The following is a 19,690-nucleotide window of genomic DNA, read 5'->3' on the forward strand; positions in this document are numbered from 1 at the left end:
CAGGCATGTGCAAATAGGTATTTTATGGAACTAGCAGATTTTTTTGGTCTTATTCATCCAGCGATCGCAGTCTTTTTCGTCTTTCCCTTGATTGGAATTGTCGCTAATTTTGCTTGGGCGACACGACAGCGTCGCTTACAAACTTCAGCTTCTGGTAAAAGTAAAATTCCTCCTGTTGTAGGGGTTGAACACAGGCAATTAGGAAATTGGCTAACGGGTGCAGTTGTGGGATTAACTTTACTAGGGTTAGCTTATCCAATTGGTAAGAATATTATCAAAAATCAATTGTGGAATAAAGACATTTTCCAAGTCATTTTTATTCTTCTGATGTTTGCTGCTACTATCACCTCTTTGATATTCCTTTATCGAGCTAAACAGCCGCTGTGGCGTGGAGTTTTTGCAACTTTAACGGGTATAGGTTTAGTGGTTCTCGGCTGTCAGGATGGAGTATTTCGTCGTACAAATGAATGGTATTGGTCACATTACTACTTTGGCATAACAGCAGCAGAACTGATGATTTTTTCCCTAGCAATTGTTCCTGATATTTATAAAGATAGGTCAAATCGCTGGCGCATCATTCACACAATTTTAAATTGCATCGCCTTATTACTGTTTATTGGACAAGGAATGACAGGAACGCGAGATTTACTAGAAATTCCCTTAAGTTGGCAAGAGCCTTACATTTATAAGTGTGATTTTGTGAAGAAAACTTGTCCTACTCCTAATCCTCAATCTAAATAAAGAGTTATGATTTATGAGCTAAGAGTTCAGAGTCAAAAAACTTTTCACTCTTGACCGAAAAAGAAAAGGATACAAGCCCCTAAATTTCTTTATGGAGAATGTAAAAAATGTTTTCAAAAGACGCATAGCGCGTTAGCGGAGCGGCACGAAGTGCGGAAAACGGCGTCCTTGTTTCAAGCCCCTAAATTTATTTTGGTGGTTCTTAATTTTGAATGAGCGAATGAGCGAATGAGCGAATTTGAGCGTTTGCGTAGCGCCCCTCTTAGGGGCTAGCGAGTGATTCTTCATGCTTATTCTTTACTCCTCACTTTCAGTGAAATCACAGGTGAATAAAATTAGGGGACTTTCGAGAAAAATTGATTTATTTTCATTACGTTTGCGCTTAACGATTGGTATTGGCGTAGTTTCAGCTTTAGGGAATGGTAGCATTGCTATTTGGATGAGTTGGAAAATGCAGCAAATTCTGATTAATAGTCAGAAAAATCATGTTGAACAAATTGCTGCACGTTTACCTGATGATGTGAAACTTTATAGTGAAATGATACCATTAGAAACTGGGTTGCAAAAAGCAATTAATAACTTGACGAACACCAACTCATTCTTATGGGTGCAAAAACCTAATCGTCAAATACTAGCGCAATCTACCAAATGGCATTCTCTATCAGATTCTACAGTAGCTGAGTTAATGTCCAAGAGTGAAATGCCGATTAAACCTGAGGTGTACAAGATTGGACAACGCTACTTTGTTTTGTATGGTGGTTCTTTGCAAGTAGAGGGGAAGGTATTAGGAAAGCTGTTCATCGTGCAAGATATGACTCATGAACAGACAATGTTTTTGGCAATGGTACAGACTTTATGGATTGCCAGTATTTTAGTTATTATTGTTATTACGCTTGTCATTGCATATTATGTTAAGTTTTCTCTTCAACCCTTGCGTCAACTCAACCAAATGACAGAAGTCATTTCTGCAAAAGACATAGCACAAGCACAGCTACATCTTGATCATGCACCAAGTGAGGTTAAAGAATTAGCTCAAACTTTTAATATGCTGTTATCTCGTCTTTCTCAATCTTGGGAGCAAGAGCGACAGTTTGTGAGTAATGTTTCTCATGAGTTACGCACTCCGTTGACGATTGTACATGGTTATTTGCAAAGCGTATTGCGGAGACAGAATAATTTAACAGAAACGCAAAAGGAAGCTTTAGAAACTGCTGCATCAGAAGCTGAACACACCATCTCTCTTTTGAAAAATTTACTTGATTTAGCACGGGCAGACAGTGGGTATTTGCATTTTCAAATAGAATCTTGCGTACTGAATGATTTAGTTGCAGAAGTCGTCGGAATGGCAAAGAATTATAGTGAAAGAACAATTCAAGTTGAGGTTCAAGCTTCTTGTATTAGAGCAAAAGTAGACTACAATCGTCTCAAACAAGTGTTACTCAATTTAATTGATAATGCTATTAAGTATTCTGAACCTAATACTCCGATAATTTTAAAATTAAATCAGCAACAAAACCAAGCAACTATTCAAGTTTGTGATAGAGGTTATGGTATACCTCTGCAACACCAATCGCGCATTTTTGAGCGATTTTACCGCGTAGATGAAGCTCGTAATCATACGACTGGTGGTAGTGGTTTGGGTTTATCGATAGTCAAGACTCTTGTTGAAGGGATGGGGGGTAGTGTAACAGTGCATTCCAAGTTAGGAGAAGGAAGCGTGTTTACTGTGACTTTACCTATTTAGTTGCAAGCATCCCAAATGTGGAAAAACATTATTTGTCCGTTTCAGCAACGCCTAACCCTCTTCTGTCACTTTCGTCATAAAATAATCTCAAATACCTATTTTTATCTATTTTTCGCAACAATAAAAGTTAAAAGCCAAAATGGGGATGCGTTCACGAAGTGGCGGCTTCTGCATCGCTCAATTTTTGCAAAGCAAATTTTTGGAGGTGTCTAATGTTGTACCTTCACATTTCGGTTCTTCTGTTCGGTATAGCCGGACTCTTTGGAAAGTTCTTACTCCTTCCATCTTTCCTTATTGTGTTTGGACGGACTGCGATCGCAAGTGCTACTCTCCGACTGACGATTCCGATGCTTGGCCTTGCTGTAAGACCAACTTCACGAAAGATACTTTTGTCCCTAGCCGTACAAGGTATCATCCTTGCTGTTCACTGGGTAACATTCTTCTACTCTATTCAAGTTTCAACGGTTGCGGTGGGTTTAATATCGTTTTCCACATTCCCTATTTTCGTAACCTTCCTTGCTCCTCTGCTTTTTGGAGGGAAAATCAGAGGTTTTGATGTTACAATCTCAATAGTGATATTCCTGGGACTCCTTCTTGTTGCACCAGAGTTTAAGCTAGAGAACGATATCACAAGGGGAATTATCTGGGGAACTCTTTCGGGTTTAACTTTTGCATTGCTCTCACTGCTCAATAAGAAGATAGCGAATTTAGTCTCCCCTATCGTTATTGCATACTATCAGAACCTTGTCGCTTCAATCGTTCTTGCGCCTTTTGCATTCAGATATCTTAACTCTCTATCATCGAAAAGCATAGTTCTCCTTTTCATCCTTGGAGTTGGTTGCACCGCTTTTGCTCATACTATGTTTATCAAGTCTCTTCAATCTGTACGTCCACAAATCGCAAGTATCACCGCTTGTCTTGAGCCAGTGTATGGGATAATATTCGCGTACATATTTCTTAATGAAGCTCCTACCTTGCGAATGATGGTGGGAGGAGGAATCATTCTTTCCATTACTTTGCTTGCTAGCTTGAGGGAGCAACCTTTCAGGGAAGCAGCGTCAAAAAGTGAGCGCTTGTCAGAATTTTAACAAAAGAACTCAAGAGTCAGGACTCGTCTTGGGGTTCAAATCCCCACCGGATACACGGTGTTCACTTTCGTTGGGGTTTGAATCCACATACTCTTGATTCTGAATCAAGAATTGCTGTCTTGTGACTTCTTCTTCAATTTCCTTGTCTGGGGACAAATCGTAGAACAAAGCAGCAATCAATGTTTCTAGGGGATTGGTGAGAATGGACAAACAGAGGTATTCTTCTCTCAAGAGCTTGCTATATGCGTGTAAATTTCTTATCTGTACCGTATTGAGGGCGGGGGGAACTGGAAGCCCTTCAGTACAAAAATTTTACGTGCAACAAAAATCTCGGGAAAATCGTCCGGAACACTGGAACTGGAGTTTGTAGTTATGAGTGTTCCCAAAAAAGAGAACAAAAAACAACAGACAACTGCATAAGATAAACAACTGCTCCCTATAAATATATAGAAAGAGTTCAAGCCTAAACAAACAAGACCAACTTTGCAATGATCAAGATGAGGTAAATGATTATGACTAGCTTTACTCAAATCCGGGCACAAAACGACCTTCTCCAACCGATTCGTCAATGGTTTGATTCCATAGAAGTTCACAACGCTAAATTAGCTCACTTCTTATGTCAACTGATTCCTGCTCAATGTCCTTTTGAACGTGATATTACACTATTTGGCCGCAAGCTATTTCACATTCCACCAATGTGCAAGTTAAATCCTCTGTATGAAGAAGTGGTGAGTTTACGTTTCAGAGCTTTGTGTTATCTTGCTGATGAATGTGGTGAAGACATATCAGCTTATTGTTAAAGCATGTCTGGCAGTGATATCATGCCATCTGTACAGGTGAGCGTACACTGAGCGTTGTACCTTCCGCAAGATTTGATTTCGTCAAAAGCTCTCTACCATGAACTTTCACAATGCGTTTGGTAATGGTAAGTCATAACCCAGTTCTAGAATATTTTGTACAGTAGAAGAACTGGGTTAGCCTGGGTAAAATTTTTGAGGAAATTGGTTCACCACTATTGTGAAATTCATACAGACTTGATTGAGATTGGTGTTATACCAATTCTGTATGAATATGCGCCATGAACTTCTGAGGAACAAACCACATAGACAAGGAAGCGCTTTCCCGCAGTCTGTGAGCACATTAGCGCAGCGTGCGCCCTTGGCGCATAGAAATAAACAAAGAAGAAGTCAAAAAAATTGGCGCCGCCTCACAAAAAATGGTATTCATCTCAATTTTTAATTGAAAAAGTTTTTTAAAACTGCTTCACTTTTCTTCAATACAAGATAAATACTTGTTCTAGTTTTTCTTTATATCCTTCTGCTTTAGTCGTGTTCATTGCTGCATAAAATACAATTTATCTTTTCACAGCTTCTGACAGATTTTGCAGCAATGGTAAAATTTCGGTAATGAATTCATTAATATTTTTTTTTAGAAATTAAGGTTTACGTTCGCTACTTGCACCGGAAATTGGAGGCGAATGACACAAAGCCTCTCATCTAAACCGCTACACTTAAATACGGTAGTCAACTTCACCGAGTGCAATGAGTTATCTTGAAACAGCGGCGCAGTTTTACAATGAAGTCGCCCAAACACCGCAAGTAGGGCTTTGTTGTGTGCAAAGCACACCCCTGCAACTACCAGGGTTGAAAATTCCTCGCAAAATGCAGGAAATGAATTATGGTTGCGGTACAACTGTTCATCCCACCGAACTTGGAAATCAACCAACAGTGTTGTACGTTGGGGTTGGTGGTGGTTTAGAAGCTTTGCAATTTGCCTACTTTTCTCAGCGTTCTAGTGCTGTTATTGTTGTTGATCCAGTAGCAGAAATGCGTCAAGCTGCTACACGTAACTTGGAAATTGCTGTTCTAGAAAACCCCTGGTTTGATACCAGCTTTGTAGAAATTCGCGAAGGCGATGCTTTCAATTTACCTGTTGCTGATAGTTCTGTTGATATCGTCGCGCAAAATTGCCTTTTCAATATCTTTGAACCAGAAGATTTAACTCGTGCTTTGCAAGAAGCATACCGAGTGTTAAAACCAGGGGGAAGATTGCAGATGAGTGATCCAATTGCGACTCGTCCCATTCCACAACATCTGCAAAAAGATGAGCGGCTACGAGCAATGTGTTTATCAGGCGCGCTCACTTATGAAGAGTACATTCAGCATATTATAAATGTAGGCTTTGGGCAAGTCGAAATTCGCGCCCGTCGCCCCTACCGTTTGCTGGATTCCCAAACTTACAACTTAGAGGAAAATCTTCTTTTAGAAAGTCTGGACTCTGTAGCTTTCAAGGTTATCATTCCTGAAGATGGTGCTTGTGTCTTTACAGGTAAAACAGCCATTTATGCTGGTTCAGAACCATTTTTTGATGATGGAGCCGGACATATTCTTCAGCGTGGAATTCCAGCATCAGTGTGTGATAAAACTGCTGCCAAACTTGCAGCATTAATGCCAGATAAAATAATGATCACTGATTCAACCTGGCATTATAAAGGTGGTGGCTGTTGTTAATTGTAAGGTGTGTTAAGTAACTTAACCAAATTTCTCGTTCCTTGCCTAAGACAAGGAATATATAACTGAAGTAGCAACCCACAATAATACATTCCCATGCAGAGCATAGGAACGAGAAAAAAAAGACAAAAATTTGACTTTGCATCTATCTTAAGTGAGACAATGATTCAAACAGCAATAACACCTTTCAAACAAAAACTCGCATCTGTTTTAACTAAAAAGAAAATCACTGTTTTACAAATTAACTTAGGTAAGCGTTGCAATCTTGCCTGTAACCATTGTCATGTAGAAGCAGGACCAAAACGCACAGAAGAACTTTCTCCTGAAATTTGTCAACAATTGATTGAGATTATTCAGAGATTTCCTCAAATTAAGATTGTTGATTTGACAGGTGGCGCACCTGAAATGAATTATGGCTTTAAACCATTGGTAGAAGTCGCAAGAGCAACAGGTAAACAGGTGATTGTTCGGTCTAATTTGACTATTTATTTTGAAGATGGATTTGGTGATTTGCCAGAATACTTTGCCAAACATAAAGTTCGGGTTGTTGCTTCTCTGCCCTGCTATTTGTCAGATAATGTGGATAAAATGCGCGGTGCTGGTGTGTATGATGACTCGATTAAAGCGCTGCAATGGTTGAATCAACTTGGTTATGGGAAAGAGCCAGATTTAATTATAGATTTAATCTATAATCCACAATTACCTAAAGATGATAAATTTTCTCTGACTCCAAACCAAGCAAATCTAGAAAAAGATTACAAGCAATATTTACAAGAACAGTTTGGTATTATTTTTAACAACTTATTCGCCATCACCAACTTACCAGTTGGAAGAACAAAGCTGTATCTGGAAAGAAAGAAACTGTACGCTCCTTATTTGCAGTTTTTAGAGTCTCATTTCAACACTGGTACAGTTGAGCATTTGATGTGTCGGGATGAAATTTCAATTGATTATCTGGGTTATGTGTATGACTGCGACTTCAACCAGATGATGAATCTACCCGCAAAAAGTCGTGACGGGGAACACCTGACAGTCGCCAAGTTCTTAGAAGCTGGTTGTTTGGATTTGATAGATGAGGTACAGACAGCAGCTTATTGTTATGGCTGTACAGCTGGCGGTGGTTCTAGCTGTGGTGGCGCTTTGGTGTGAAGTCCTCATATGATTTCCTGGCAAAGATTTGAGCAACTGAATTTGTGTGGCTTCAAAATAATCTCGTTACCAAAACTGTTACCAGCATCTTACTAAAATTCAAATAGGTTTATTATTGACCTAAGTTAAGTCTCCTCACACCACATTCAAAACCGTGGACTCATCTGTAGCTTCCACGGTTTTTATTTTCTTATGGAACGTCAACAAAAACTCATCCAATATGAGGATGATACGCAAGGGTGTGAATTTATACTATAAGCAAGGTGTGTTGTGAATACTGGCGGAAAAATTCTTGTTACCAAAATCGTTACGAGCGTGTTTATACTTGTCAGCTACTATTATGATGATATTTAGTTAAGCTCCTCACACCACATTAAAAGCCGTGAAAGCGAATGTTTCACGGTTTTTATTTTTGGGATGGATGCGCAGATGCATCTAGAGTGGGAAAGGGTGCGATCGCATTGTAACCATGTCTCTATCCCCTCTAGACAATTGTCGCTCCGATCAAAAGCAAATCTCAGCTTTATTCACTTTTGCCTGAAGTTTTGCTTTAACTGCTGCGCTAAAGTTTCGCTCAGATGCCAATTCATCTAGATTTATATATCTCTTGCTTTGTCTGCGGGTTATAAGCTTATCAATAGTCGTTCCTTTTACACCTGTACCCTGAAAAGCAATAATCAGTGAAGCCTTATCCGCTGTATTGATATTGACAGCAGTTGACGGTGGTGTAGGTTCTACTATCTCAGGTTCGATAACTTTTTTAGATTCTATATATTGAATATTTTTAAGCTCTAGCTTTCGTTGCAAAAGAGATGGGCATGAAGGAGCAATCATAAAAGCTAGATCGGGTGGGTGTCCATCAGAGGTTGATGGCTTGAACTTAACATCGTTTAACCATTCCTCAAACGTCTGCAAGTGTCCGCTCAAAAGCTCATAGTTTTTAGCTTCGCCAAAAGCTCTTGCTACAGTATTATTGTTCTCTTAAGTAGTTTTACTAAAAAAATACTTTTATGAACGCGTTTTATACTAAGTTAATGTGACAAAATTATTTATAACATAATAACATTTGTTACATAAAACTAAGTGACTGGTAAGTCAGTACGCAAAATCAACAAAAGTATTGTCTTGTAGATACAGATAACCATACCAAAAGTAATCGCTTTCTACTTAAAACAATGCATCACCTCTCCTCTGTTGCTTCACGTTCTATGCGCCGCAAGCGCACGCTGAACGCGAACGTGTCTTTGCTGTTCCAATCCATAAAACACCCAAACACAGAAGACTTGCCAAAAGAGCGATCTGCGCATTGGCGCAGCGCTAGCCCCGATAGCCCAAGCGTGCCGTTAGGCATAGGGGGCGCTACGCAAACGCTATCGCCCTCCCCTTTGCGGTAAATTGTCTAATGCAACTACCCTTTAGCACAGAAGAGGAAGCGAAGCAATGAAAGCAGTTTTAATGACAGCAACTGGTAGTCCCGAAGTTCTGCAAGTGCAGGATGTGCAAAATCCTGCTATTCCTTTGGGTGAAACTGAACTTTTGGTACACTTACGCGCAGCTGGTGTCAACCCTATTGACACCAAACTTCGTAAACGTGGCACTTTTTACCCCGATAAAATGCCCGCTATTTTAGGATGTGATGGTGCTGGTGTTGTTGAGGCTGTAGGTGCTGGCGTTCAGAAATTTCGCGTAGGCGATGAAGTTTATTTTTGCAACGGTGGCTTAGGTGGACATCAAGGCAATTATGCTGAATATACAACTGTTGATGAGCGATTTGTTGCCCGTAAACCCGCGTCTGTATCCTTCGCAGAAGCTGCTGCTGCACCGTTAGTACTCATCACCGCTTGGGAAGCTTTATACGAACGGGGACGCTTGGGACCAGGAGAACAAGTATTAATTCACGCTGGTGCTGGTGGTGTCGGTCATGTAGCAATTCAACTGGCAAAGCTCAAAGGTGCTGATGTTAGCACGACTGTAAGTACTCAGGAAAAAGCAGATTTTGTTCAGAAACTCGGTGCTGATCATGTCATTCTTTACAAACAAACAGACTTTGTGCAAGCAGCACTCGATTGGACTGATGGGGAAGGTGTAGACTTAGCTTTTGACACTGTAGGTGGAGAGACTTTTCATAAAACTTTTCCAGCAGTGCGAGTTTATGGCGACATAGTTACAATACTAGAACCAGATGCCAATACCGTTTGGAAATCTGCTAGACAACGTAATCTCCGCGTTGGTTTAGAATTCATGCTAATACCAATGTTGCAAGGAATTGTAGAAGCGCAACAGCATCAAGCAGAAATTTTAGAACAGTGTGCTAAGTGGATTGATGCAGGCAAATTACACATCCAAGTGAGTCATACTTTTTCGTTAGAAGAAGCAGATTCAGCTCATCATTTGCTTGAAACTGGATCTACGACAGGTAAAATTGTTTTGCTAGTAAAAGATAAATGATACGAACACTGTTTTGATAAATTCTCATTTCCTCGTTCCCTGGTTCTGCCAGGGCGAGAAACTCCATTTTTATATTACGACGAGACGGAGCCTGTTTGAATGTATCACCAGCCAGCAGCCCGGTAACCAGGTTGTCTGGGTAGATTGGCTAAAAACCGCTGGCTGCTTGCTGAGTCTATGTGTACTGCTGTTGTTGTTACAACCTTTACCTGCATGGGGAGCACCTGCACAGATAGAACGTACTCCTTTAACTCCAGAATTATTGCAAGAACGACTGCATACACCTATTCTTCGTGAAGGCAATGTTGTCGTAGATTTACGGGAGATGGTGATAGATTTACGTCCAGAAAATGCAAGTTTTCGGGATAGTTTTTATCAAGTTTTGCGAAAGGAATTACAAAAAGCAGGCTCAAAACCTTTGGGTTTGGACTTAAGTCGTTCTCTGATTCAGGGAGATTTTGCTGGTAGTGATTTGGGTTTGAGAACGCCTTTGTATGCTCAAGCGATCGCCCCTATTTTCACCTCAACTGAACAAGAACAACTCGAACGTCTACGCGAAGTTTGCTTACAGTCACTCACCTTGGCTTTACCTAGTTCTAAAGATTGTAAATCACTTTTAGCAACTGAGTTACCTTCATCAAGTGAAATTAGTGTTTTCCGTGGTTCACTGACACTTGTGGAAACTCGTTTTAACGGAAATGTACAGTTTGCGAATACATTTTTTCTTCAGCCTGTGGATGCCCAAGGTGCTATTTTTAATCAACAGGTAAATTGGACTGAAACAAGATTCAGCCGTACAGCCAGTTTCACTAGTGCAACTTTTAAAAAAGAAAGCCAGTTCCAAGGTAGTATATTCTTTGATAAAGCTAATTTTAAGCAAGGACAATTTCAGCAAAGCATAAATTTCCAAGATAGCAGTTTTGAGGATGCAGCCAATTTCACTCAGGCGAATTTTAAGCAGTTGGCTAAATTCAGTCGCGTACAATGGCAAGGAAATGCAGATTTTTCTAATGCAGATTTTTCTGAACAAGCACAATTTACTCAAGCAATTTTCAAACAGTTTCTCTTCTTTATAGAAGCAAGATTTGAACAAGCTGTGATCTTTCGCTTAGCACAGTTTAACAAAATTGTCAATCTGCAAGGTGCTAGCATTCTTAACTCTGCAGATTTTAGTGATGCTGGATTTGCAAAGACTGCTTGTTTGAATGTCTCCAGTCTCATTTTTAATTCTAACCAAGCAAAAATTTTAGGCAATCCAGGTAAGATTGGTAAAATGCTTGTGGTATCTGGATTACAAGGAAATCAAAGTGTTTTGCGGAATTTAGGACAAAATTTCCGTCAGTTGCAGCAAATTGGTGATGCTAATCAGTTGGAATACACAAAGCATCGCTTGCGACTGAAGGATTTTAGCCTTCGTCTGGTTGGTACGAATATAAACAGTGCTTCGCAAGAACGTTTGATGAAGCTGGGTTTTTCAGCAATTCAAGCAGAAGCGATCGCAACCCGTCGTCTTCAACAACCATTTCACAACAAAAGTGAGTTACTCACTTTAGCTGATATAGATTATGACACATACACCCAAGTCAGTTCGCTGTTCATTGTTGACGAACCTCTTTCACCATTTGGGTGGTTACTACAAGCATGGAGTTGGCTAACGTTGAGTTTACTGCTGTTGCTTTCTGGATATGGTACAGATTTTTGCTTGGTGATTGGTGTTGGGTTGATTGCGATCGCCTACTTCGGCTTGCTATTTTGGCTGATTGATCGTTTCCGTCGCTTGCTTCCAGCACCAATTCTTCCCACAAGCTACGAAACCGTATCGATGCTAATTAGTTTCAGTCTACTTTTACTCTTTGGTATCTTAGCCATCTTTTGCACAGGAGAACAGCCTTGGCTAACACTGGGGTATCTTTTGATTATCATCGTCCCCTTACCCATAACTTTATTATTTCGACTTTACCAACAAGGGCGTTATCACAACTTAATGGACGTTTCCTACTTTACAGAAGATGGAACTTTGCGACAGTTACGATTACTTATTGGACGTTTACCCGTGATACCGAGGTATGAAACGTTTCGTGAACGATATTTACCTTTGTTGTGCGATCGCCGCTGGAATTGGCTCAATTATTACGACTTTAGCCTCAACAATCTATTAAAGTTGGGGTTTAATGATATTCGTTTGCGAGACGAACATCTTCCAGGCATCATCACGACATTGGCATGGTATCAATGGATTTTAGGTGTACTTTATATTACTCTCCTTTTGTGGACTCTCTCTCGTACAATTCCCGGATTGAATTTGTTGATTTATCTGAAGTAAAGCTTTTTACACTTTTTGAGTTTTTGCCACTTATCTTACAGTTCGCGTAGATTTATTGACAATATCGCTTTCTTGCGTGTTGTATTCTTCAGTAAAGTAGTAGTAGCTATGAGGCTCATTTTTGGGAATCACTCCATTCACCACTTGTCCTAAGACATTTTGACCAGATTTTTCCAAAAGTTCTTTCGCAAAAGCGGCATTAACGGAATTAACTACCCCCGGTCGAACGACTAACAAAACACCGTCAGCCATTTGACCTATACTAGCAGCATCAGCCGCAACCGTTAATGAGGGAGCATCAATGATCACGAAGTCGTAGTTGGCAGCAAAATTTTCAATTAACCCAGCCATTCGTTTCGAGTCAAGCAGAGATGCTGGGTTGGGAGGTACAACTCCAGAAGTGAGGACATCCAAATTATCCATGACTTGTGCTGTGGCTGCCCTGATCTCAGCCTGTCCGACAATCACATTACTCAAACCAGGGCTATTTGGCAAATTCCAGATTTGATGTTGAACTGGACGGTGCAAATCTCCATCTACTAATAAGACTTTACGCTCTCTCTGAGCCATTGCGATCGCTAAATTGGCTGCAACTGTTGACTTACCTTCTTTAGGTACGGAGCTAGTAATAACAATCACTTTTAACTCTTGATCAGCACTCGTATACTTCAAATTTGCCCGAAGCATCCGGAAAGACTCACTAATTGGGGAACGAGGAATATCCCTAACAACGAGCTGATGTGTAGATAATTCTGATTCTTGATTGCCGCGAGTAGATTTTTTAGACTTGCTAAAGGAAGGAATCACACCCAATAAAGTTAATCTCAGTAATTCCTTTGCTTCATCAACAGTCTTGATTGATTTATCTCTAACTTCTAAAAGATATATAGTCGCCAAAGAAGCTAAAATACCTATTAAACTTGCAATCAGGTACGAAACCATAGGAGAAGAAATAGGTTCTTCAGGAACTTGAGCTGTGGACATTATCCTGGCGTTACCTAAGTTCTGATTTTCTGCTATTTCGCTCTCTTGCAGCTTTTGGAGTAAAAGTGAATAGGTAGATTGAGATACTTGTACTTTGCGTTCTAACTGGCGCTGTTGTTGCTCTAACTTGGGCAAAATGTTAAGCCGTTGCTTGTAGGCAGCTTGTAAGTTAGATAATGCAGCGGCTTTACTAACTAAACCCAGACGGGTTGATTCTAATTTAACAAGCTCTGCGGTTAGTTGTTGTTGTAGAACTCCAACCTGCAAGTTGCTTGAGGGCTCTTGTTGCTGAGTTCCGACAACATTTCCTATTCGTTGTTGTAATATTCCTTTTAGGGCTTCTAACTTACTTTTTAAATTAATGATTTCTGGATGTCTGTCCTGTAGAATAGTGCGCCTAGCTGCAAGTTGCGACTCTAGCTGCTGAATTTCTTTGAGAATATCTTGTACACCTGGAGACTGACTAAGGGAAGTCGTAGCGATCGCCTGTTGGGAGTTCATACTCAATTGGTTGCGAATCACTTCAGATTGGGCTTTGACTTCGGCAATTTGAGATTGATCTGTGCTAATTTGCTTTTGCAACTCGCCAATCACTTCCACTGCTTTATTTGCTTCTTCTTGCAGGGCAACAACTTTGTTTTTTTCTTTGAAATCCGCGAGTTCAGCTTCTGCTTGACGGACAACTAATTCAGCTTTTGGTACTTGTTTTTCGATAAACTTCCGAGCAGCCTGTGCTTGAGCTCTGTGGTTAGATATGTTGTGCTCTAAATAAACAGCCATCAACGTATTAACAACCTGTGCAGCTTTTTCAGGGTTCGTATTCTTGTTGGAAACTTTGAGAATGTCGGTTTCCTTAATTCCAATAACAGTCAGCTGTTTGATAAAATCTCGTGGTTTTAGGGATGCTCCTTTGTTGTCTTTCAGGTTGAGTGTTTCAATAGTCTTGTGGACAACAGGGAAAGAAAGTATGACTTCTGCCTCTGTAGTCAGAGGATTACTTTTATCCTGCGCGACTGGTTCTAATTTAGCTGTTTCTGTCCCCACTCCCGTGAAGGAAGAAATCGTAGTTCTTTGAAAAAGTAGTTTTCCTTCCGCCACATAAGAGGGTTTTTTTAAAGAGAAAGCCAGCACTGAAATCAGGAAAACAGGAAAAAAGATTCCTATCGCTGGTATCCAACGGCGCTTGAGAACTTGTAAAAGGGCTTGCCAATACTTATCAATATTTACAACAGTTTCTTGTGATTCCATAAATAAATTTACAATTCTTCTGTGATATCTAGATTCAATTTATATTGAATCCTTGAATTTTGCCACTTCTTAAAACAGTGACCAGTACACAGTAAACAATGAAGGAGTCAGGAGTCAGGAGTCAGGAGTCAGGAGTCAGGAGTCAGGAGTCAGGAGTCAGGAGCGGAGCAAGGAAAGCTCCGCCTCCGGTCAGAAGTCGAAAAACTCAATTCTTTATTTCTTCCTTGGTGAATACTGAATTCAGAATTGCTGAATTCTTCTTCAAACTGATAACTGATAACTGGTAACTGATAACTGCAAAAGATAAAAGATGACAATTGGTTTTGAAATTAAAGTTTTTATGAAGCCATAAATAAGTGTAAATTATCTGCTATTGAAAACCTACTCAAATCTATCTATGAGGCTTGAGAGGCTTTCTTAATTAGCATCGAGGTTCCTTCGTTGAGTGCAACAGGCGTGCGATTTCTTGTTGCTCGGTATTTTTGGAAAATTCGGATGCTCCCGCGATCGCCTGAATCACTCGCTCTAAATCTTCAGTTCTAAGATTAGATCCAGAAGGCAAACAAAGACCGCGTGCAAATAAATCCTCTGCAACGGTACCACCGATACATTCACACTCAGCGAAAACGGGCTGTAGGTGCAACGGCTTCCACACAGGACGAGCTTCAATTTGCTGTTCAGCAAGTGCTAAGCGGACTTGTTCTCGATCTGCACCAAAAGTTGCTGGATCGATTGTCAGGCAAGTCAGCCAGCGGGTGCTGTGTCCAAAAGTGGCTTCTGGCATGAATTCGATTCCTGGCAGATTTCCCAAAGCAGAAGCGTAAATTTCAAAGTTGCGTCGTCTGGCGGCGACTCGCTCATTTAAAACATGCAATTGACCACGACCAATCCCAGCCAAAACGTTGCTGAGGCGATAGTTGTAACCAATTTCTGAGTGTTGGTAATGAGGAGCCGGATCACGTGCTTGGGTTGCTAAAAAACGGGCTTTGGCGACTAGTGCTGCATCGTCAGAAACCAACATCCCACCACCAGAGGTGGTAATAATTTTATTCCCATTGAAGGAGTAAATGCCAATGCGCCCAAAAGTTCCAGGAGAACGCCCTTTGTAGGTTGCTCCTAAAGCTTCCGCAGCATCTTCTATTAAGGGAATTTCATACTGATTGCAGGCTTCCACAATTGGATCTATATCGGCACTTTGACCATACAAATGCACAACCACAACTGCTTTGGGCAATTTTCCCACGCGTGCGCGGTTTAAGAGCGCTTCTCGCAACAAGTCAGGATTCATGTTCCAACAAGTGCGATCACTATCAATAAAGACTGGTTTTGCACCTAGATAAGTAATTGGGTTGGCGGTGGCTGCGAATGTCAGGGTAGAGCAAAACACTTCATCCCCAGACTGAACACCAACCAATTGTAAAGCCAAATGGATAGCCGCTGTGCCAGAACTTAAAGCAGCTGCATGACTAGCACCTGTCAGTTGACAAAATTCTTGCTCAAAAGCATCGACATGGGGACCAACTGGGGCGATCCAGTTTGTGTCAAATGCTTCTTTGACGAATTCTAGTTCGCGATCGCCCATGTGAGGTGTTGACAAGAGAATTTGTTTGTTCATGACTTATTAAACTCATTAAAAATGTTGGGTGAACGATATGCCGGGAAAAACTCTGTTTGGAGTATTTTCTCTGCGTCAATTTTCAAAGATTTTGCTCGTAATGCAACCAGAGAAGCATATTTTTCCTCATCTGTGATTAAGCGTAGTGTCATGAATGTGTGACTTTGTTTAGAGAAACCTGCTTTGAAATGATAGAGACTATCTTTCGCTCCTCCTACTCCACCTCCTAGATGAAAAACTTGATTTCCTCGTTCCTTCGCCCAGAGTCTAACATAATCAAACATTAGCTTGCTCGGAGCTTGTTTTAAAAAATCTGTTTTCGTTCCGCCTAGGTGATATTGAACAATCCCACTACATTCTGTAAACAATCCGGCACATGTTATTTGTTCATTATATTCTACTAAACATAAATGAATTTTATTGTCTAATAATTCTGCAAAGTTTTTCAAAAAATCTATCCCAAAAAAATAAACTCCTCCAGCATTGACTCGGTTCATCGTTTCTTCATATATAGTATTAAAATCATTCATAAATTCTTGAGCAGGCACCATTCTTGCCGTAAACCCTAGACGTTTACATTTATTGATTTTATTACGATGTTCTGACCTCGTTTGATGCCAAATCTCTTGAACATCCAGTTTCAAATCAATAGAAACTGTTGAACCATTTAATTTTAATGAGTTATCGTTGATCAATTGATGAACATTCTCGTTAAGTAGAGGATGAAGTCGTAAAAAAGCTGAACACACCTGCTGCTTGCGAAACACCTGTATTAGTTCCTGTATCGCCAAGCTCAAAAATTCTGGCTGGTTTGCTGCTGCTTGCGAAAGCAAAAATCCAGGATAGCCATAGGGTGAGATAACATCAAACACTTCTGGTGTCTTGAACTCGCCATCAAATGAATCATCACAACAACGCCGCAAATAAGGCAAAAAAAAGATTTTTTCATCTTCGGCGATTAAAATAGCTTCTGGTATCGCCTTTATTCTTTTCGATTCTAAGTAGACATACTCAGGCAAATGATAAATATCATAAGTGAGTTTTTCTAAAGTTTCTTTCCACAAAGGATGAGTGACATCAAAAAGTCGAATATCCATCAGAATTTTCTCAGGTTTATAGAATTAAGAATGGTTAGTATCAACAATACCCAGTCAAAAATCAAAATTCAGAATGTCATTTTTAAATTTTCTTTTGCAGCATACATGTAGGGCAGATGTTGAATTGTAATGTCAGTCAAGTTCAAGTGGTAGATATTGCTCTTTGATGAATGGTGCCATACTCAAATGGAGCTGCACCCTGTTAGAAATATGTTTTGCCAAAAAATCTATTGCTTCTGAAGAGTACACAAGTTTTCGTCTTCAAGAGAAGGCAGAATTTACAATTTCATCTTGCTTTCGAGTTGCTCAAGTGAACCTTTAAATTCTTCGGCTGTAGCATGTCCTTCTTGGTTGATTCCTTCTTGTTGCAAAACTTTAAACGCTGTCAGAAAAAGAATTTTCAAGTCTAGCCATAAACTCCAATTATCGACATACCAAACATCTAGTTTGAATTTTTCTTCCCAACTAATGGCGTTGCGACCCTTAACTTGGGCTAAACCCGTGATACCTGGTTTGACGTCATGGCGGCGTGCTTGTTCCGATGTATAGCGGTCAAGATACCTGACTAATAAAGGACGAGGACCAACAAAACTCATGTCACCTTTGAGAATGTTCCACAGCTGAGGAAGTTCGTCCAAACTTGTTTGACGCAGAAATAAACCAAATCCTGTGAGACGTTTTTCATCAGGAAGAAGATTACCTTTACTATCGCAGTCATTTGTCATGGTACGAAATTTGTAGAAGGTGAAAATACGAGCGTGTTGACCAGGACGAGGTTGAGTGAAAAGAATTGGACGACCCATGCGAATGTAGATAGCGAGCGCAACTATCACTATCACGGGAGAAAAAACCAACAAGCTGAACGCCGCTACAACTCTGTCTAATGCAGATTTGATGAATCTGCTATATTTCATTGAATGAACATCCTGAAATTGTTGAGTAAACATAAATACCTCATGACTTTTTTTCAGCAATCAAAAAAAAGAAAGCTTGCATTTGGTACAGGAATACTGTTGATATTCCGGTTTCTTAAAACTGCTGTATTATTGCTAAATTTCAATCTTTTTTAAAAAGCACCTTGCTTTCTACCAATATTTAATTGGTGTTCTCTTTTTCTATTCTTCTCTAAACACTGTAACCTTGAAGTCCTGAGAAAATTTAGATTCGTTAATCATTAAACGATTATTGGTTGACTCTTCATCTTTACGCAAATAAATTGCGTAAAATTTATCTGTTTTTTTGATATTGCTATCTACTTGAAAAAAACAATTTTGAAAAACAAGTAATTGGTTGCGCTGAGTGCTATAACTAGGATGCTGCCACCAAACATCAGCAGCACTAAAAAAACTATATGGTTTTCCTGTTTCTTTGCGAGTTACAGAAAATTTGCAATTCTCAAAGGTAATATTGTGTGGCAAGACAATTCGATTTTCATAGTCATCAACCGCTCCTATTTTGAATTTAGAATTAGTAAATTTCATGGTTGAATTCAGACTAAAGATATAAAAAGGAGCATCACTAGAGATGATGTTATTACCGATCACGGTTGAACCGTCCTCAACGTTAACATCAAAATCTCCATCAATTAAATTGAGATTTTCAAGTTTCACATCTACCTTCAAGGTGTCCCCATAACCTCGTCCATCCACTTCTATATCAATTCCGGCAGGATCAACTTTGCCTCTTGTTGTTAAATTATGAACTTGAGCAGACGAATTTCCACCCGTTAATACAAACCCTCCACGAAAGACATCTATTGCCTCACAATTGTTGACTTTTACAGATACATTTGTGTACACAGAAATACCATCAGCAACTCCATTCTTGAAAGTACAATCTTCAACAAAAGCTTGTAATCGTCCTGGAAGTTTTGGATCAGCAGTCAAGAATATTAAATGCGCTTGTTCTAACTCATATTTTTGGTACGCTCCTTGATTTTTGCTATTTCCATCAAAAGTAAGTCCTTTAATTATTAAAGGCTTTGAATCTTCCTTGCTTGAATACTCAGTCGTGAAAGTTCTTGTCCATTTATCTTGTTTATCTGGGCGTTTTATGGTCGCTTCATATCCTTGATAAGTAATGTTTTCTTTGAGCTTGACAGAGGTGACAATATAAACTCCCGGAGGAAATAAGATGACACCTCCCCCTTGGTTATAAACTGTATCTATTGCTGTTTGTATTGCTTTTGTGTCATCAGTTATTCCATCCCCAGTTGCGCCTACATCTCGAACAGAAACTATTGATTTTCTATCATTATCAATGATTGTTAAATTATGCAACTTTTTATTATTAAAAATCGCGTTTTGTGGATTTAAAAGTTTAAATTCAAGATTTTCATCGGCTTCGTTAATATCGTCATCAACAATAGAAATGGATAGGTTTTTAGTAACAGTACCGGGTTCAAAAGTTAGAGTTCCCTGTCCAAGAGTATAGTCTTGACCACTCCCTTTATTTGTTTGACTGGCTGTTCCACCTGTCACTATGTAATCAACAGCGATCGCCTGTTCAGAGACAGCACTCAAATTGACCGCTAAATTAGCAGTGGAAACATCTTCAGAAATACTAGAACTACTTAACTCAAAAGCCACAGTAGGCTTAGATAAAGTCATTACTCGGCTTGGATTAATACATTGAATCAGCCCTAGACTTAACAAACCTAGAAAGAGCCAAAATGTAATTTTTGAAAAACCCAAAGTTTTCTGCCATCTTCTGTTGCGTAACATTTCCCGAATTCAGCTTCATA

15 protein-coding genes are annotated in these 19,690 nt (G+C 39.8%); 8 read left to right on the forward strand and 7 right to left on the reverse strand.

Translation table 11 applies throughout. The features are described 5' to 3' along the window. The first annotated feature begins 24 nt into the window (after positions 1 to 24). From DP117_RS18285 to DP117_RS18295, 3 genes are all read left to right on the forward strand, one after another. A complete protein-coding gene (locus DP117_RS18285; protein WP_169219709.1) occupies positions 25 to 741 on the forward strand; it encodes a DUF4079 domain-containing protein in 717 nt (238 codons plus the stop codon). Positions 742 to 1,066: 325 nt separating this feature from the next. Beyond that, positions 1,067 to 2,485, forward strand: coding sequence for a HAMP domain-containing sensor histidine kinase (locus tag DP117_RS18290; RefSeq protein WP_339381315.1), 1,419 nt, complete (start codon positions 1,067 to 1,069; stop codon positions 2,483 to 2,485). Between the two features lie 212 nt (positions 2,486 to 2,697). Further along, positions 2,698 to 3,573 (forward strand): DMT family transporter, encoded by an 876-nt coding sequence (locus tag DP117_RS18295; protein ID WP_339381313.1) that lies wholly within the window; start codon positions 2,698 to 2,700, stop codon positions 3,571 to 3,573. Positions 3,574 to 3,582: 9 nt separating this feature from the next. Here DP117_RS18295 and DP117_RS18300 read toward each other — a convergent pair whose 3' ends face one another. After that, on the reverse strand, positions 3,583 to 3,783 hold the full coding sequence (locus tag DP117_RS18300) for a hypothetical protein (protein WP_169219712.1): 201 nt from the start codon (positions 3,781 to 3,783) through the stop codon (positions 3,583 to 3,585). A gap of 302 nt (positions 3,784 to 4,085) precedes the next feature. On the opposite strand from DP117_RS18300, the gene DP117_RS18305 reads away from it, so the two are divergent. The 3 genes from DP117_RS18305 (at position 4,086) to arsS (ending at position 7,232) form a co-directional block, all read left to right on the forward strand. Continuing rightward, positions 4,086 to 4,373 (forward strand): Mo-dependent nitrogenase C-terminal domain-containing protein, encoded by a 288-nt coding sequence (locus DP117_RS18305; protein WP_169219713.1) that lies wholly within the window; start codon positions 4,086 to 4,088, stop codon positions 4,371 to 4,373. A gap of 741 nt (positions 4,374 to 5,114) precedes the next feature. Continuing rightward, complete coding sequence (gene arsM / locus DP117_RS18310; protein ID WP_169219714.1) at positions 5,115 to 6,083, forward strand: arsenosugar biosynthesis arsenite methyltransferase ArsM; 969 nt, start codon at positions 5,115 to 5,117, stop codon at positions 6,081 to 6,083. A 162-nt stretch (positions 6,084 to 6,245) separates the two neighbouring features. Further along, entirely contained in the window at positions 6,246 to 7,232 is a 987-nt protein-coding gene (gene arsS / locus DP117_RS18315; RefSeq protein WP_169219715.1) for an arsenosugar biosynthesis radical SAM (seleno)protein ArsS, read from the forward strand. A 504-nt stretch (positions 7,233 to 7,736) separates the two neighbouring features. Here arsS and DP117_RS18320 read toward each other — a convergent pair. Then, entirely contained in the window at positions 7,737 to 8,159 is a 423-nt protein-coding gene (locus DP117_RS18320; RefSeq protein WP_169219716.1) for a hypothetical protein, read from the reverse strand. Positions 8,160 to 8,672: 513 nt separating this feature from the next. Between DP117_RS18320 and DP117_RS18325 the strand changes: the two genes are divergently transcribed. After that, positions 8,673 to 9,680, forward strand: coding sequence for a zinc-dependent alcohol dehydrogenase family protein (locus DP117_RS18325; RefSeq protein WP_169219717.1), 1,008 nt, complete (start codon positions 8,673 to 8,675; stop codon positions 9,678 to 9,680). 166 nt (positions 9,681 to 9,846) lie between these two features. Continuing rightward, the gene (locus DP117_RS18330; RefSeq protein ID WP_248277710.1) at positions 9,847 to 12,003 is read left to right on the forward strand and encodes a pentapeptide repeat-containing protein; all 2,157 of its coding nucleotides are present in this window, start codon (positions 9,847 to 9,849) and stop codon (positions 12,001 to 12,003) included. Positions 12,004 to 12,033: 30 nt separating this feature from the next. On the opposite strand, the gene DP117_RS18335 is transcribed toward DP117_RS18330, so the two are convergent. The 5 genes from DP117_RS18335 to DP117_RS18355 all read right to left on the reverse strand — a co-directional run bounded on the left by DP117_RS18335 (position 12,034) and on the right by DP117_RS18355 (position 19,670). Further along, the gene (locus tag DP117_RS18335) at positions 12,034 to 14,235 is read right to left on the reverse strand and encodes a polysaccharide biosynthesis tyrosine autokinase (protein ID WP_169219718.1); all 2,202 of its coding nucleotides are present in this window, start codon (positions 14,233 to 14,235) and stop codon (positions 12,034 to 12,036) included. A 421-nt stretch (positions 14,236 to 14,656) separates the two neighbouring features. Continuing rightward, positions 14,657 to 15,850, reverse strand: coding sequence for an aminotransferase class I/II-fold pyridoxal phosphate-dependent enzyme (locus DP117_RS18340; protein WP_169219719.1), 1,194 nt, complete (start codon positions 15,848 to 15,850; stop codon positions 14,657 to 14,659). Further along, positions 15,847 to 16,947 carry a GNAT family N-acetyltransferase gene (locus tag DP117_RS18345; RefSeq protein ID WP_169219720.1) on the reverse strand — a complete coding sequence of 367 codons (1,101 nt, stop codon included), beginning with the start codon at positions 16,945 to 16,947 and terminating at the stop codon, positions 15,847 to 15,849. The genes DP117_RS18340 and DP117_RS18345 overlap by 4 nt, the downstream gene beginning before the upstream one ends. Before the next feature lie 278 nt (positions 16,948 to 17,225). Continuing rightward, positions 17,226 to 17,894, reverse strand: a complete 669-nt coding sequence (locus tag DP117_RS18350) for a sugar transferase (protein WP_282440301.1) — start codon at positions 17,892 to 17,894, stop codon at positions 17,226 to 17,228. Between the two features lie 168 nt (positions 17,895 to 18,062). Beyond that, positions 18,063 to 19,670 carry a Calx-beta domain-containing protein gene (locus DP117_RS18355; protein WP_169219721.1) on the reverse strand — a complete coding sequence of 536 codons (1,608 nt, stop codon included), beginning with the start codon at positions 19,668 to 19,670 and terminating at the stop codon, positions 18,063 to 18,065. Between the last annotated feature and the right edge of the window lie 20 nt (positions 19,671 to 19,690).

This window comes from Brasilonema sp. UFV-L1 (assembly GCF_012912105.1).
GTDB lineage: Bacteria > Cyanobacteriota > Cyanobacteriia > Cyanobacteriales > Nostocaceae > Brasilonema.

Bases quoted from the DNA above. Each gene is read 5' to 3' on its own strand.
- DP117_RS18350 (WP_282440301.1), bottom strand. From the start codon at position 17,894: ATGTTTACTCAACAATTTCAGGATGTTCATTCAATGAAATATAGCAGA.
- DP117_RS18285 (WP_169219709.1), top strand. From the start codon at position 25: ATGGAACTAGCAGATTTTTTTGGTCTTATTCATCCAGCGATCGCAGTC.
- arsS (WP_169219715.1), top strand. From the start codon at position 6,246: ATGATTCAAACAGCAATAACACCTTTCAAACAAAAACTCGCATCTGTT.
- DP117_RS18295 (WP_339381313.1), top strand. From the start codon at position 2,698: ATGTTGTACCTTCACATTTCGGTTCTTCTGTTCGGTATAGCCGGACTC.
- DP117_RS18355 (WP_169219721.1), bottom strand. From the start codon at position 19,670: ATGTTACGCAACAGAAGATGGCAGAAAACTTTGGGTTTTTCAAAAATT.
- DP117_RS18340 (WP_169219719.1), bottom strand. From the start codon at position 15,850: ATGAACAAACAAATTCTCTTGTCAACACCTCACATGGGCGATCGCGAA.
- DP117_RS18305 (WP_169219713.1), top strand. From the start codon at position 4,086: ATGACTAGCTTTACTCAAATCCGGGCACAAAACGACCTTCTCCAACCG.
- DP117_RS18345 (WP_169219720.1), bottom strand. From the start codon at position 16,947: ATGGATATTCGACTTTTTGATGTCACTCATCCTTTGTGGAAAGAAACT.
- DP117_RS18325 (WP_169219717.1), top strand. From the start codon at position 8,673: ATGAAAGCAGTTTTAATGACAGCAACTGGTAGTCCCGAAGTTCTGCAA.
- DP117_RS18335 (WP_169219718.1), bottom strand. From the start codon at position 14,235: ATGGAATCACAAGAAACTGTTGTAAATATTGATAAGTATTGGCAAGCC.
- arsM (WP_169219714.1), top strand. From the start codon at position 5,115: ATGAGTTATCTTGAAACAGCGGCGCAGTTTTACAATGAAGTCGCCCAA.